The organism is Pseudomonas putida, from assembly GCF_022627325.1.
In the GTDB taxonomy this organism is placed as follows: Bacteria; Pseudomonadota; Gammaproteobacteria; order Pseudomonadales; family Pseudomonadaceae; genus Aquipseudomonas; species Aquipseudomonas putida_X.
In genome coordinates, this window is sequence record NZ_JAETZZ010000012.1 from 91,738 (window position 1) to 106,784 (window position 15,047).

Below are 15,047 nucleotides of genomic sequence, written 5' to 3' on the forward strand. Positions count from 1 at the left end.
GTGCCAGAGCCCTCTTGGACGGCTATCAATGGCATCGATTGTTACCATTATCCGTATGAACTTCTCTCTGGCGTTACCGGGCGTAGCATTGGCTCCGTACCCACTTTCCAGCCCCTCTGAGGAGCACTCAAATCATGAAACGCCAACTGCTGACCCTGACCTTGTCCATTCTTGCTGCCAACGCTTTTGCCGTGCCTGCAGCCGACCAGCACCTGACCGCCGAATCGCGCTCCAGCGCTGTGGAAATCGCCCAGCCCTTGAAAACCGTTGCCGAAGGTGGCTCGGATCGCCTGATCGAACGCAGTGATCGTGTGGCCGAAGGTGGTTCTGACCGTCTGATCGAACGCAATGATCGTGTTGCCGAGGGTGGTTCTGACCGCCTGATCGAACGCGATGATCGTGTTGCCGAGGGTGGTTCTGACCGCCTGATCGAGCGCAATGATCGTGTTGCCGAGGGTGGTTCTGACCGTCTGATCGAGCGCAATGATCGTGTTGCCGAGGGTGGTTCTGACCGTCTGATCGAGCGCAATGATCGTGTTGCCGAGGGTGGTTCTGACCGTCTGATCGAACGCAGTGGCCATGTTGCCGAAGGTGGCTCGGACCGTCTGGTCGAAATCAGCCGCGTGAGCTGACGCCATGGCCGAAAAGAACAACTGGCAGTACAGCGCTTGCGCCCCTCCCGGCCCGGTCACTTGACCGGGCTTTGTTTTACGGGGGTATTGCATGCCCGCCTGATGCACCAGTACCTATCATTTCTGCCAGTTTCAGCCCCCCCATCGCCATTGTTAAGTTGAGACAAATGAGGCGATGGAGCGTTGGCATGACCAATCCCGCAACTGATCTGATAGCACTCACGCCGGACTGGCTGGACGAAGAACTTCTGGCCCGCATCGCCCGGCCCATCACGAACGGTGAAGATGCCAAGCAAGCCTTGATCGATGTATTGGCGCACCCCAGCATGCGGGGTGATACCTTGCTGTGCGACCTGCCCAGATTGCTCCAGCTTCACGCAGTCTGTGCCATCCATGATGGCGCCCTGGCATCGATGATTTCCATTCATTACAACCTGTGCATGGGGACCATCAAATCCCTGGGCGATGACAGTGACTACGTGCGTGAACATTACAGCCGCTTGAACGATGGCACCGCAATCGGTGTGTACCTGGCAACTGAACTGGGGTACGGAAGCAATCTTTTTTCATTGGAAACCGAAGCGCACTACCACCCTGAACGACAGCGCTTCATGCTTAACTCTCCCAGTGCCCAGTCCTACAAGTTCATGCCGAACAGTACGCACAGTTCGCTACCGAAAATAGCGGTCGTCATGGCACGGCTGATGGTCAAGGATCAGTTCGTCGGCATCCTGCCATTCCTGGTTCCACTGCAGGCAGATGGCGCCGCCTGCCCCGGTATTCGAATCACGGCGCTGGGCCACAAGCCGGGGTTGCACCTGGACAATGCCATGACCTCGTTCGATAACGTCGAACTCCCGTACGAGGCACTGCTGCAGCGAGGGATTATCGAACTCGACCGCGACGGCAGCCTGCGGCTGACGAACACGCGCAGCCAGCGCTTCCTCAGCTCGGTCGAACGCGTTCAGTCCGGCAAGCTGTGTATGGCCAGTTGCTCCCTTGCAGTAGCGATGGCGGGCCTGCAGATCAATTACGCTTACGCTCAGAAACGCCAGAGCTTCAGCCCAGCGGGGCCGGTCAACCTGCTCAGCTATCCCACTTATCGCCACCCCATGGCCATCGACGTTGCGACCACCCTGGTCCACGCAGCCTGGCTGGAACAGATCGTCGCGGGCCTGGGCAGTGATGCAATCAAGCCTTTGCCCCCCGAAGTACTTAACGAGGTGGCGATTCTCAAGGCGGTTTCGACCTGGGGCAGCCAGGACATCCTGACGAGGTGCCGTGAACGGTGCGGAGCCCAAGGGATGTTCTCGGCGAACAAGATCATCGGCTACTTGCTGACCAACAACGGCGCGATCACAGCCGAAGGCGAAAACATGGTCATCATGCTCAAAGCCGCTTCCTACTCACTGAAAAAGGCAGCCCCTGCCAGCACGCAGGCCAGCACTGGCAAACAACGCCAGCGCCTGCTCAAACACCTGGATGCGTCCATCGAAGCCCTGCGTTCGGGCATTGCCAGAACACCGAACCGGCACATGCAGACCGAAGAGTTGCTGTTGCTGGCCAGGCTGCTGGGGGTGCGCATGCCCTGCTTGAGATACCTGGCCAATGCCCGAAACGACGCGTTGGATGAAGTGATCCTCGATGTCTACTTACTGAACCAATTAGAGCACCACGCAGTGGCCCTGCTGCGTACCCAGGCGGCCTCGGCCAGGCAAGTGCGGAGCTGGGCCAAACGCAAACAGGCCTTGTTGCTGAAGTATGCGCCCTCCATTCTCAAGCGCCTGGCAAACATGGACATGAAGATGCTGGAGGTCCCCATCAGCGGCGATAACTACATTGAGCATTACGCTGCGCGCCACCTCAGCGAGCAAGCGGCTTGAAACTGCTTTTTTTTGACTTTTGGCCATGAGCCAATAAAGTGCAGGTTTCTCATGTGATCAATGACCTGACATGCTGCCGCGCGCCGAACAGAAGCTACAGACTCGCCAGGCCCTGCTCGACGCGGCCTGCCAGCTCATGGAAAGTGGCCGTGGCTTCGGCAGCATCAGCCTGCGCGAAGTGGCCAAGGCCGCCGGCATCGTGCCCACCGGGTTCTATCGGCACTTCCCCGACATGGACGCCCTGGGCCTGGCGCTGGTGGCCGAGGTCGATGACACCTTCCGCCAGACCATCCGCCTGGTGCGGCACAATGAATTCGAACTGGGCGGCATCACCGACGCTTCGGTACGCATCTTCCTCGACGTGGTAGCCGCCAACCGGGCACAGTTCCTGTTCCTGGCCCGCGAGCAGTACGGCGGCTCGCAGGCGGTGCGCCAGGCCATCGGCCGCTTGCGCCAAGGTATCAGCAACGACCTGTCCACCGACCTTGCGCGCATGAAACGCTGGCAGCACCTGAACGAGGCAGCGTTGGCGGTGATCGCCGACCTGGTGGTGAAGACCGTGTTTGCCACCCTGCCGGAACTGATCGACAACCCGGAGCAAGGTTATCCACAGGCCCTGAGCGCACGGGACAAGATAACCCAGCAGTTACGCTTCATCTTCGTCGGTGCACGGCATTGGCAGGGTCTGGGCAATCCGGGCTGAAGCGCACTTCTGCTACCATGGCGCACTGCCCGATTGTGACGAGCGCATTCATGTCCGACCCCCGCCCCACTCCAGCCGAACTGGCCGGCTTCAAACAGCACTTCGCCGAAGGCATCGTACCGCTGTGGCTCGGCCCGGGCTGGAATGCCGAAATGGCCCTGCCCTACGAGGCCTTGGATGCCACGCACCACCCGCTGCCGGTGCAGCGGTACCGGGCAATGGCCTGCGCGCGTCAGTTGTACCTGTTCAGCAGCCGCATCGAACAACCGGGCGCGGCCGAGCGGGCTGCTGCGCTGTTCCGCTCCCTGCAGCGGCATTTCCACGACGCTGAACATGGCGGCTGGTTCTACAGCATCGATGCCCAAGGCAAGCCGCTGGACCGGCGCAAGGACCTCTACACCCATGCATTCATCGTGTTTGCCTGCGCTCATTACTGGGGCAAAGTCCGCGAAGGCCTGGTGGAGTCGGCCCTCAATGCTGCCCTTGAGATCGTCAGCGAGCAGTTTGCCCGCAATGACGGCCTCTACGAAGCGAGCCTGGGTGAAGACTGGAGCGACCTTGGCAGCGGCCCCCTGCAAAACCCACAGATGCACTTGGCCGAAGCCTTCCTGCAAGTGCTCTGCGTGCGTGAAGACCCGGGTGTTCAACAAGCACTGCTGCAACTGTGCCAAGCCCTGCAGACGCACTTCATCGAGCCGCACTCTGGCCTGATGCTGGAAAAACCCCGCGGTGCTGTGGATAACTGGTTCGAGCCGGGGCATCAGTTCGAGTGGTTCTACCTGCTGCATACCTCGGCACTGCTGCGCGGCACGCCGCTGCATGCGTCGATCAACCGCGCATTCGGTTACGCCGAGCAGTGCGGAGTGAAGGATGCCGCGGTGCTGGCAATGCTCGCGGTGGATGGCAAGGTGATCGATGCGACCCAGCGGATCTGGGCACAGGCTGAATATCTGCGCGCGCTGGCATTACGGCCAGGCAGTGAAGCGAAGCTGGCCGAGCAGTTGCAGGCAATGCAGCAACGCTTCCTGCACGATGGCGGCTGGTATGAATGCCGCGATGGTGACGGTGCGGTCAGCCGGCATGACATGCCTTCGACTACGCCCTACCACCTGGCGACTTGCCTGGAAGGCCTGCAGCGCCTTGACTGACGCCACGTCCGGCAAGCCGGTTGCCACACAGCGAGCGGCGACCGCAACGCCTGTGGCAACCGGCTTGCCGGCGGTTGGGCGACAAAGCGCCCCTAGGGCGTCAGCCTTTCACCGAACGATCGATCGATAACCCAGCCCAGTCCTGGCTCACCGGCATCAGCTCCAGGCTGTTGATGTTGATGTGCGCCGGCTGGTTGAGGATCCAGAAGATGGTTTCGGCGATATCCTGCGGCTGAATCGGCTCGGCACCGGCGTAGGTGGCATCGTACTTGGCCTGGTCACCGCCGTGGCGCACCAGCGAGAACTCGCTCTCGCACAACCCCGGCTCGATATTGCTGACACGCACGCCCGTGCCGCGCAGGTCGCAGCGCAGGCTCAGCGAAAACTGGCCAACGAACGCCTTGGTGCCGCCATACACGTTGCTGCCCGGGTACGGATAGTTACCCGCCACCGATCCGACGTTGAGAATCGACGCCCCACGGCCATAGGCGATCAGACGCGGCAGCAGCAGGCGGGTGGTGAACATCAAGCCTTTGATGTTGGTGTCGACCATGGTCTCCCAGTCATCCAGGCTGCAGTTCTGCGCAGCATCGACGCCAAGCGCCAGGCCTGCGTTGTTGATCAGGCCGCGCAACGTGTCGAAGCCGGCCGGCAAATTGGCGATAGCCTGCTCCATGGCCTTGCGGTCACGTACATCGAGCACCAGGCCATGCACTTCGGTTTTGGCTGACAGCTCGGCGCACAGGGCGTCCAGGCGCTCCTTGCGCCGGCCGGTAAGGATCAGCTTCCAGCCGGCATCGGCGAAACGGCGCGCGCAGGCTTCGCCAAAACCGGAAGTCGCGCCAGTGATGAATACGGTGGACGTCATGCTCTGTTCCTCGCTGTGGATTATTTTCGGCAAGCTTTGCAGCATGCCCGCGACGGGCGTCGTCAGCAAGCCATAGAAGCCCTTGGTCATTTTTTGTACATTACCCGAAAACCCGCATGGTAGAGGGGCCTGCGCCATCTATGCGCATGTTATCCACAAGGCTTTCCCCACGGATTGGGGGCAACTTGACCCTCGGGCGGAACCCTTTCAGCCAACTACGGTCATCCTTGCGCAGCCCTATGATGGCGCGACGCTTTCAACCATGCCGCCTGCAGCAGTCTGTCCAAGGGTTTCGCACAGAGTTATCCACAGTCCGTGCGTATTATTGGGGGCTTGAATGACACCTGTGAAGATACGCCTGAAAGCGCTCACTGCGGCAACTGGTCAACATTTAACCAGCACCGTGCAAGCCTTGATTTCAATGGGTTGCAGCGAGATGCCACCATGTTTTCCACAGGCGGTTCCACATTATCCGTGGACAACAATGAGCCTGTGGAAACAATGGCTTGCGCAGGGATTGTGGCGTGGATCAAGAAAGCTATGCGACAAGTTGTCCACATTCTCTATTTGAACAATATCGGGGCTGCAAAGCAGCCCCGGGTCCAGCTTAGTGCCCGCCCAGATAGGCACTACGAACCTCTTCGTTGACTAGCAACTCCTGCCCGGTGCCGGTCATGCGAATCTCGCCGTTGACCATGACATAGGCCCGGTCCGACAACTTCAACGCATGGTTGGCATTCTGCTCCACCAGGAAGATGGTCATCCCGGTCTTGGCCAGTTCGCGCAGGGTCGAAAAGATCTGCTTGACCACGATCGGCGCCAGCCCCAGCGAAGGCTCGTCGAGCAACAGCAGTTTGGGCCGGCTCATCAGCGCACGGGCAATGGCCAGCATCTGCTGCTCACCACCGGACATGGTCATCGCACGCTGGTTACGCCGCTCCTTCAACCGTGGGAACAGCTCGAACATGCGCTGCATGTCCTCACTGGCATATTTGTCACCGATGGGGATGGTACCCATCATCAGGTTCTCCTCGACGCTCATGTCGGGGAACACCCGGCGTCCTTCTGGCGACTGGGCGATGCCATTGGAGGCGATGTAGTGCGACGACTTGCGGGTGATGTCGGTGCCGCGGTAGACAATCTGCCCGGCGGCCGCCCGCGGCTGGCCGAAGATGGACATCAGCAGGGTCGACTTGCCGGCACCGTTGGCGCCGATCAGGCTCACGGTCTCACCTTCGTCGATGTGCATCGAGACCTTTTTCAATGCCTGGATAGGCCCGTAGAACACGTCCAGATCCTTCAGTTCCAGAATGGGTGCACTCATACCAGTTCCTCTTCGTCGGCACCCAGGTAGGCGGCGATCACCGTCGGGTTGTGGCGGATATCCTGCGGCGCGCCTTCGGCGATTACGTTGCCATGGTCGAGCACGACGATATGGTCGGAAATGCTCATGACCATGCCCATGTCGTGTTCGATCAGCACCACGGTGATGTCGTGCTCGTCTCGCAGCACGCGGATCATGCGGCTGAGTGCTTCGGTCTCCTGCGGGTTGAGGCCGGCTGCCGGTTCGTCCAGGCAGATGATCTTCGGCCGCGTGCACATGGCCCGGGCGATTTCCAGGCGGCGCTGCTGGCCGTACGACAGCTCCCCGGCCAGGCGGTTGGCACAGTCGACCAGGTCGACCACCTCCAGCCAGTAGAATGCGTGGTCCAGGGCATCGCTTTCGGCCTTGCGGTAGGCCTTGGTGTTGAGCACGCCGGCCAGCAGGTTGCGGTTGACCCACATGTGCTGGGCTACCAGCAGGTTTTCCACCACCGACATTTCCTTGAACAGACGAATGTTCTGGAAGGTCCGCGCCAGCCCCGCGCGGTTGACCAGGTGGGTGCCGCCGAACATCTTGTAGTACAGGCGCGAAACGAAACGCGCCGGCGAAACGAAGTCCGCCGCCTGGAAGCGCTCACCGAGCAACTGGATGACGTTGGTATGGCTGCCGCGTACGTTCAGCTCGATACGCCCGCCGCTGGCCTTGTAGAAACCGGTCAGGCAGTTGAACACCGTGGTCTTGCCGGCGCCGTTGGGGCCGATCAGGGCGAAGATCTGGTTACGTTTGACCTTCAGGCTGACATCGCTGAGCGCCTTGATGCCACCGAACTGCATCATCAGGTTGTCGACCGAGAGAATGATTTCGTCGCTCATGGCGCCACTCCTTTACGTGGGACCACGCCGGCGCGGCTGATACGGATCAGCCCTCGCGGTCGCCAGATCATCATCAGCACCATCAGCACACCGAACAGCAACACCCGGTATTCGGAGAAGCTTCGCAGCAGTTCCGGCGCTACGGTCAGCACGAACGCAGCGATCACCACGCCCACCGTCGAACCCATGCCGCCCAGTACGACAATGGCCAGAATCAGCGCCGATTCGAAGAACGTGAACGAGGACGGGTTGACGAAGCCTTGGTAGGTGGCGAAGAACACCCCGGCAAGGCCTGCAGTTGAGGCGCCCAGGGTGAAGGCCGAGAGCTTGACCAGCACATGGTTCAGGCCCATCGAGCGACAGGCGATTTCGTCTTCACGCAGCGCTTCCCAAGCGCGGCCAACCGGCATGCGGGTCAGCCGATGCTTGATGTAGAGCACCGCCAGTACGACCAGGAACAGCACGGCATAGATGAACACGAACTTCAGGTTAGCGTTGTAATCGAAGCCGAAGTACTCGTGGACCGGCACCCCGCCATCCTTGGCTCGGCGGCCGAACTCCAGGCCAAAGAAGGTCGGCGCCGGGGCTGGCATGCCGTTCGGGCCACCGGTGAACGACAGCCAGTTGTTCAGCACCAGGCGGATGATCTCGCCAAAGCCCAGGGTCACGATCGCCAGGTAGTCACCGTGCATGCGCAAAACAGGGAAGCCCAATATGCAACCCGCCAACGCTGCGGCGATGGCCGCCAGTGGCAGCACACTCCAGAACCCCAGCCCCAGGTACTGGTAGCCCAGCGCCAGGCCATAGGCGCCGATGGCGTAGAACGCCACGTAGCCCAGGTCGAGCAGGCCCGCCAGGCCCACCACGATGTTCAGGCCAAGGCCCAGCAGCACGTAGATCAGGCCGAGGATGACCACGGTCAGCAGGTACTTGTTGGCGAAGATGGGGAAGACGATGGCGATCACGATCAGCGCCGGAATGATGTAACGCAGACGCGACTTGTAGTTCGGTGCATTGACGTGCACCCCCGAGCCGCCGCTGTCGAAGCCTTGCAGCATGCGTTTGCCTGCAGCGGTCTGCAGGTACAGGCTGAGCAGGAAGCGCCCGAGCATCACGCCACCGACCAGCCAGGCCACGCGACGGGGTTCGGCATTGAAGCTGTAGCCGTCGAGCACCACGCCGACGACCGGACCAAAGACAATGAGCGCGAGCAGGCCGGCGACGATGGTCTCCAGCAGGCTGCGTTTGAGATCGAAACCTTGGGTTTCGGCAACGGAGGCAGTTTTGGCAGTGGACATGTTCACACCTTAGCCACGAGCGGGCGACCCAACAGGCCTTGTGGGCGGAAGATAAGGATCAGCACCAGCAGCGAGAAGCTGAACACGTCCTTGTAGTCGGAGTTGATCAGGCCAGAGAACAACGACTCGGAGATCCCCAGGATGATGCCGCCCAACATGGCACCGGGTAGCGAGCCGATGCCGCCGAGCACCGCCGCGGTGAATGCCTTGATGCCGATGATGAAGCCGGCGTAGAAGTCGAAGGTGCCGTAGTTCATGGTGATCAGCACACCGGCAAGCGCAGCCATCACCGCGCCGATGACGAACACGTAGGAGATCACCCGGTCGGTGTTGATACCGAGGATCGAGGCCATCTTGCGGTCTTGCTGGGTGGCGCGGCACATGCGGCCGAGCTTGGTGTACTTGATCACATAGGTGAGCAGCCCCATGCCGACGAATGCGGCAATCAGGATGAAGATCTTGGTGTAGGTCAACTGCACGAAGCCGGTACCCACTTCGACGCGCCAGGCGCCTTCGAGCAGGGTGGGCACGCCTTGCTGGCGGGCGCCCTGGCTGATCTGCGCATAGTTCTGCAGGATCAGCGAGATGCCGATGGCACTGATCAGCGGTGCCAGGCGGGTGGAGTTGCGCAGGGGTTTGTAGGCGATGCGTTCAATGGTGAAGCCATACACACCCGTGACGACAATGGTGAACAACAAGGTGCCCAACATCAGCAGGGGGAACGACTCGATACCGAAATAAGCCAGCAATGCCAGGCTGATTGCCGCGAGGTACGCGGAAATCATATACACCTCGCCGTGCGCGAAGTTGATCATGCCGATGATGCCATAGACCATTGTGTAGCCGATGGCGATCAGGCCATAGACCGACCCTAGGGTCAGGCCGTTGACCAGTTGCTGCAGGAAAATACCATCCATAACGCAATCTCACCTGAGCGAGACTGCACGAGCGCCGACCACGGCAAGCCACGGATGAAGCGGCTCTCGCAGCGCAGAACCGTGCAGATCTCCGAATAAAGACAGGTACCGCAGGGGCATCGGCCCGGGCGCAGGCCCGGGCTGGTTGCCGTTGTTATTTTTGTTTATCCAGCTGGTGGTACTTGCCGTCCTTGTCCCACTGGTAGACCACGTAGTCAGAGACAGTCAGGTCGCCTTTGCTGTCCCACTTCTTCTCGCCCATGACGGTCTGCACCGGGTTGGCCTTGAGCCACTTGGCAGCGTCTTCGCCCTTGTTCGACTTGGCACCGTTGAAGGCAGCGGCCAAGGCTTGCAGCGAAGCGTAGGCGTAGAGGGTGTAGCCTTCAGGCTCGGTACCCGCTTTGCGGAACTCTTCCACCACCGCCTTGCTGTCTGGCAGCAGGCGCGGGTCGGCCCCGAAGGTCATGTACACGCCGTCGACGTATTGGGCGCCGCCGGCCGTCGCGACCAGTTCGTCGGTGACGATGCCGTCATCGGACATGAACTTGACGTCCTTCAGGCCTTGTTCACGCAGCTGACGCACCAGCGGACCGGCTTCGGGGTGCAGGCCACCGAAGTAGACCACGTCGGCACCGGTGGAACGGATCTTGGTCACCACGGCGCTGAAGTCTTTTTCGCCACGGGTCAGGCCTTCATACAGTACCGGCTTGACCCCGCGCTTCTCGAGCTGCGCCTTGGTTGCATCGGCCAGGCCCTGGCCGTAGGTGTCCTTGTCGTGCAGTACCGCCACTTTCTTGCCCTTGAGCACATCGACGATGTAGTCACCGGCAACGATGCCCTGCTGGTCATCACGGCCGCACATACGGAACATGGCGCTCAGCCCGCGCTCGGTGACCTGCGGGTTGGTGGAGCCAGGGGTGATGGCGATCACGCCTGCTTCGTCATACACCTCGGAAGCGGGAATGGTGTTGGAAGAGCAGAAGTGGCCCACCACACCGATTACCTTGTCCTGATCGACCAGGCGGTTGGCAACCGATACAGCCTGTTTCGGCTCACAGGCATCATCGCCTTTGACCAGGATGATTTTCTCGCCGTTGACGCCACCGGCAGCATTGATCTTGTCAGCTGCCGCCTGGGCACCTTTCATGTACTGCTCGCCAAACGCTGCGTTAGCCCCGGTCATCGGCCCCGCGACACCGATCTTGACGTCGGCCTGAACATACGAAGAAACACCCAGTGCCGTAGCCACGGCCAGTGCCAGGAAACCTTTCTTGTAAAACGTCTGCGACATGAGGTGGTGCTCCTTGAGTTTTTTTTGGTTGGCACTACAACTTCTCAGCCCTGAGCTCCGAGCAAGGGCCGTGCCATTGGTTTTGTCCTGTGGAAAAACACACTGAGCGGGCTGCGTCGAGGCGACCGACGGCCTTTTCTTTATTGACTGTGCAACCGTCTACCACGCGACAAGCGCCACCGTTTGCGCGAACAAGGAGCAACCAGCGAGTGCCATCATTGCAACCCTGACAAGTGTTTACGTGCAACCGCCCTGTAACAGCAGACGTCACCGAAGTGCACACCGCTGGTGCGCGACTGCTACAGGCAGCACCGTTTCAAGGCTGACGGGTGCACGAAAAAACACCCGTTTTGAGGGTGCTGGCCCCTCGCGGGCAAGTCGGCTGAAGCAGATCTTTGGCAGCTGGCGCGCCCGCATTGGGGCCGCACTGCCACAACAACCCTGAAAAGGCTGGCACAATGGCCGCCAGTCCTGCTTCCGGAGCCACCCTTGATGAGCGAGAGCGCATTCGCCGAGCGCATCGTGCATAACCTGCTCGATACCGACTTCTATAAGCTCACCATGATGCAGGCCGTGCTGCACAACTACCCCGACGCCGACGTGGAATGGGAGTTTCGCTGCCGCAATGGCGAGGACTTGCGTCCTTACCTGGGCGAGATCCGCAACCAGCTCGAACGGCTGAGCGAACTGACCCTCGATGATGGCCAGCTCGCCTTCCTGGAACGCATCAGCTTCCTCAAGCCCGATTTCCTGCGTTTCCTGCGCCTGTTCCGTTTCAACCTGCGCTATGTACAGGTCGGCATAGAGAGCGACCAGCTTTACCTGCGCCTCAAAGGCCCCTGGCTGCATGTGATTCTCTTCGAGGTCCCGCTGCTGGCCATCATCAGCGAAGTGCGCAACCGCCACCTTCATCCGCGCATGCGCCTGGCCGAGGCCCGTGACCAGCTCTACCGCAAGTTCGACTGGCTGCAGGCGCACGCCAGCGACGACGAACTGGCCGAGCTGCAAGTGGCTGACTTCGGCACCCGCCGGCGCTTTTCCGGCCGCGTGCAGGAGGAAGTGGTGCGGGTACTTCGCGATGACTTCCCGGCCCGCTTCGTCGGTACCAGCAACGTCGACCTGGCATGGAAACTGGATATCAAGCCGTTGGGCACCATGGCCCACGAATGGATCATGGCCCACCAGCAGCTCGGCCCGCGGCTGATCGACAGCCAGATCGCCGCTCTGGACTGCTGGGTCCGAGAGTACCGCGGCCTGCTCGGCATCGCCCTGACCGACTGCATCACCATGGATGCTTTCCTGGGCGATTTCGATTTGTACTTCGCCAAACTCTTCGACGGCCTGCGCCATGACTCAGGTGAGCCGGTGGCCTGGGCGGAAAAGGCGATCGCCCATTACCAAAGGCTGGGTATCGACCCGATGACCAAAACCCTGGTGTTCTCCGACGGCCTCAACCTGACCCGCGCGCTGCAGATTTTCCGTGCCCTGCGCGGGCGCATCAACGTCAGTTTCGGCATCGGCACCAACCTGACCTGCGACATCCCCGGCGTGGCGCCGATGAATATCGTGCTTAAAATGACCGACTGCAACGGCTCGCCGGTGGCGAAGATCTCTGACGAGGCCGCCAAGACCCAGTGCCGCGACGAGAACTTCGTCGCCTACATGCGTCACGTGTTCAAAATCCCCAGCAAGGAGTAACCCATGCAAGCCGTTCAGCAAGAGATTGCCCAGGCGCTAAACGTGCAGCCGCCGTTTGCAGACGCCGCTGCGCTCGAGGCCGAAGTCGCCCGGCGCGTGGCGTTCATCAAGGATTGCCTGGCCAACGCCCGTCTCAAGACCCTGGTACTGGGCATCAGCGGGGGCGTCGATTCGCTGACTGCCGCCCTGCTCGCCCAACGCGCCATCAACGAGTTGCGCGCCGAAACCAGCGACCCGGCCTACCGCTTCATTGCCGTGCGCCTGCCCTACCAGGTACAGCATGACGAGCACGACGCCCAGGCGTGCCTGGAAGTGATCAACGCCGACGAAGTGCACACCGTTGATATCGCACCTGCCGTGCGTGCACTGGCTGCAGAAGTGCAGGCACTCAAAGACGGCTCGCCATCACTGGTGGACTTCGTCGTGGGCAACGTCAAGGCGCGCACGCGCATGGTTGCGCAATACACCATCGCAGGCGCCCGTGCAGGCCTTGTGATCGGCACCGACCACGCCGCCGAGGCGGTGATGGGCTTCTTTACCAAGTTTGGTGACGGTGCATGCGACCTGGCCCCGTTGAGCGGCCTGGTGAAGAACCAGGTGCGGGCCATCGCGCGCAGCTTCGGGGCGCCGGAGGCTTTGGTTGAGAAGGTGCCGACGGCTGACTTGGAAGACCTGGAGCCAGGCAAGCCTGACGAGGCCTCGCATGGCGTGACCTACCAGCAGATCGATGCCTTCTTGCATGGCCAGCCGGTTGAGCAGGAAGCGTTCGACATCATCGTCGCCACCTACCGCAAGACCCAGCACAAGCGCGAACTGCCGTTCGCCCCTTGAGGCCAATGGGGCCTGCTGCGCAGCCGCCTCTCCAGGGATGTGCGATCTTCTGTGGAGGCGGCCGCGTGTCGCGAATGGAGGGCAAAGCCCTCCTTTGCTTTCGAGCTGTTACTTGACGACGACCTTGCCCTTCATCATCGAGATGTGGCCTGGGAAGGTGCAGAAGAAGCTGTAATCGCCACCCGCTTCCAGCTTGGAAGTGTCGAACTTCACTTCGGTTTGTTTCTCTGGTGCGCCGATCATCGCGGTGTGGGCGATGATGTTGGCGTTGTCTTCCTTCAGGTAGCCTTTGTCGATGCCTTGGCTCATGCCTTCGGTGGCAATGGCCTGCATGTCGGCAGTCTTGCTGATCACCAGATTGTGGCCCATGACGTTTTTCGGCAGGTTGCCGGAATGGGTCAGTTTCACGGTGAACGCTTTGCAGCTCTTGTCGACGGTGAATTCCTTGGTGGTGTAGGACATCTGGTCAGTCGAGTCGACAGTCACCGAACACTCGGCGGCGAAGACGGAGGCGCTGGCGAGGGTCAGCAAGGATACCGCTACAGCTTTCGCAAACATCATGAATCTCCTTGGCAGGGTTTTATCAATTGCGAGACTGCCTGAAACCGTTCAGCCCCTTGCTGACGTGCATCAAGGGGACGTCAAGTGGCCAGCCAGTAGAATTGTTCAATGGATTGTATACAACCAATCTAAGAGCACATCATGCCCTTTTAATAGACGATGGGACAACCTCTCATTTAGGAGCTACTGCAATGTCCCTCTCAAGTTTCATGAACAGCCTGCTCGCCGCCTACGCCCACGGCGCCAGTGGTGCGATCTGCGAGTTCTCCCGCCCGGAATGAAAGCTGCCTTGGAACCGCCATGCATTGGCCGTACCCTGTGCACGCCTGTGACTGGAGAAGAGCAATGCCTGTACGTTCCGTTTGTGTGTTCTGTGGCGCCAGCATCGGTGCCAACCCCGCTTACCGTGAAGCGGCGATCGCCCTCGGCCAGGCGATCGCACGCCGGGGCCTGACGTTGGTCTATGGCGGTGGCGCTATCGGCCTTATGGGCACGGTCGCCGACGCGGCCATGGCGGCGGGTGGCCAAGTGATCGGCATCATCCCCCAGAGCCTGATGAATGCCGAAATCGGCCACAAGGGCCTGACCCGCTTGGAGGTCGTTGACGGCATGCACGCGCGCAAGGCGCGCATGGCCGAACTGAGCGATGCATTCATCGCCCTGCCGGGGGGCCTGGGTACGCTGGAAGAGTTATTTGAAGTCTGGACCTGGGGCCAGCTTGGGTATCACGCAAAGCCGCTAGGTTTGCTTGATGTCAATGGCTTCTATGAGAAGTTGGGCGGGTTCCTCGACCATATCGTCGAAGAAGGATTCGTGCGGCCGCAGCATCGCGCGATGTTGCTGCTGGAGCAGCAGGCGGAGCACCTGCTGGACGGGATGAATTCGTTTGTCTCACCGGTGCAGCCCAAATGGGTTGGCAAAAAACCGGATTGATCCGAAAAGGGCTGCGCTGCAGCCCATCGCCGGCAAGCCGGCTCCCACAGGTTTGGCGCGCATTCAAGGCCTGCACTTGCAAACTCAG

General features: G+C 60.7%; 14 protein-coding genes. 7 read left to right on the forward strand and 7 right to left on the reverse strand.

Translation table 11 applies throughout. The features are described from left to right. Nucleotides 1-134 precede the first annotated feature (134 nt). The 4 genes from JNA92_RS19170 to JNA92_RS19185 all read left to right on the forward strand — a co-directional run bounded on the left by JNA92_RS19170 (nucleotide 135) and on the right by JNA92_RS19185 (nucleotide 4,366). Nucleotides 135-632 carry a phage infection protein gene (locus JNA92_RS19170; RefSeq protein WP_241806221.1) on the forward strand — a complete coding sequence of 166 codons (498 nt, stop codon included), beginning with the start codon at nucleotides 135-137 and terminating at the stop codon, nucleotides 630-632. A gap of 188 nt (nucleotides 633-820) precedes the next feature. Further along, on the forward strand, nucleotides 821-2,515 hold the full coding sequence (locus JNA92_RS19175; RefSeq protein ID WP_241806222.1) for a hypothetical protein: 1,695 nt from the start codon (nucleotides 821-823) through the stop codon (nucleotides 2,513-2,515). Nucleotides 2,516-2,585: 70 nt separating this feature from the next. After that, nucleotides 2,586-3,218 carry a TetR family transcriptional regulator gene (locus JNA92_RS19180; RefSeq protein WP_241806223.1) on the forward strand — a complete coding sequence of 211 codons (633 nt, stop codon included), beginning with the start codon at nucleotides 2,586-2,588 and terminating at the stop codon, nucleotides 3,216-3,218. Between the two features lie 50 nt (nucleotides 3,219-3,268). After that, on the forward strand, nucleotides 3,269-4,366 hold the full coding sequence (locus JNA92_RS19185; RefSeq protein WP_241806224.1) for an AGE family epimerase/isomerase: 1,098 nt from the start codon (nucleotides 3,269-3,271) through the stop codon (nucleotides 4,364-4,366). 100 nt (nucleotides 4,367-4,466) lie between these two features. On the opposite strand, the gene JNA92_RS19190 is transcribed toward JNA92_RS19185, so the two are convergent. From JNA92_RS19190 to JNA92_RS19215, 6 genes are all read right to left on the reverse strand, one after another. Beyond that, entirely contained in the window at nucleotides 4,467-5,234 is a 768-nt protein-coding gene (locus JNA92_RS19190) for an SDR family oxidoreductase (protein ID WP_241806225.1), read from the reverse strand. Nucleotides 5,235-5,841: 607 nt separating this feature from the next. Then, nucleotides 5,842-6,558: an ABC transporter ATP-binding protein gene (locus JNA92_RS19195; protein ID WP_241806226.1), complete on the reverse strand. Its 717-nt coding sequence runs from the start codon at nucleotides 6,556-6,558 to the stop codon at nucleotides 5,842-5,844. After that, nucleotides 6,555-7,430: an ABC transporter ATP-binding protein gene (locus JNA92_RS19200; protein ID WP_241806227.1), complete on the reverse strand. Its 876-nt coding sequence runs from the start codon at nucleotides 7,428-7,430 to the stop codon at nucleotides 6,555-6,557. Before JNA92_RS19200 ends, JNA92_RS19195 begins: the two co-directional genes overlap by 4 nt. Beyond that, nucleotides 7,427-8,728 (reverse strand): high-affinity branched-chain amino acid ABC transporter permease LivM, encoded by a 1,302-nt coding sequence (gene livM / locus JNA92_RS19205; protein WP_241806228.1) that lies wholly within the window; start codon nucleotides 8,726-8,728, stop codon nucleotides 7,427-7,429. Before livM ends, JNA92_RS19200 begins: the two co-directional genes overlap by 4 nt. A 2-nt stretch (nucleotides 8,729-8,730) precedes the next feature. Then, the gene (locus tag JNA92_RS19210) at nucleotides 8,731-9,645 is read right to left on the reverse strand and encodes an ABC transporter permease subunit (RefSeq protein ID WP_012316457.1); all 915 of its coding nucleotides are present in this window, start codon (nucleotides 9,643-9,645) and stop codon (nucleotides 8,731-8,733) included. A 154-nt stretch (nucleotides 9,646-9,799) separates the two neighbouring features. Further along, nucleotides 9,800-10,936: a branched-chain amino acid ABC transporter substrate-binding protein gene (locus tag JNA92_RS19215; protein WP_241806229.1), complete on the reverse strand. Its 1,137-nt coding sequence runs from the start codon at nucleotides 10,934-10,936 to the stop codon at nucleotides 9,800-9,802. A gap of 492 nt (nucleotides 10,937-11,428) precedes the next feature. Between JNA92_RS19215 and pncB the strand changes: the two genes are divergently transcribed. Beyond that, the gene (gene pncB, locus JNA92_RS19220; protein WP_241806230.1) at nucleotides 11,429-12,634 is read left to right on the forward strand and encodes a nicotinate phosphoribosyltransferase; all 1,206 of its coding nucleotides are present in this window, start codon (nucleotides 11,429-11,431) and stop codon (nucleotides 12,632-12,634) included. Between the two features lie 3 nt (nucleotides 12,635-12,637). Then, nucleotides 12,638-13,465, forward strand: coding sequence for an ammonia-dependent NAD(+) synthetase (gene nadE / locus JNA92_RS19225; RefSeq protein ID WP_241806231.1), 828 nt, complete (start codon nucleotides 12,638-12,640; stop codon nucleotides 13,463-13,465). A 108-nt stretch (nucleotides 13,466-13,573) separates the two neighbouring features. Here the strand turns inward: nadE and azu are convergent, their stop codons facing one another. Beyond that, nucleotides 13,574-14,023 carry an azurin gene (azu, locus tag JNA92_RS19230; RefSeq protein WP_241806232.1) on the reverse strand — a complete coding sequence of 150 codons (450 nt, stop codon included), beginning with the start codon at nucleotides 14,021-14,023 and terminating at the stop codon, nucleotides 13,574-13,576. 348 nt (nucleotides 14,024-14,371) lie between these two features. Between azu and JNA92_RS19235 the strand changes: the two genes are divergently transcribed. Next, nucleotides 14,372-14,959: a TIGR00730 family Rossman fold protein gene (locus JNA92_RS19235; protein WP_241806233.1), complete on the forward strand. Its 588-nt coding sequence runs from the start codon at nucleotides 14,372-14,374 to the stop codon at nucleotides 14,957-14,959. Nucleotides 14,960-15,047 lie beyond the last annotated feature (88 nt).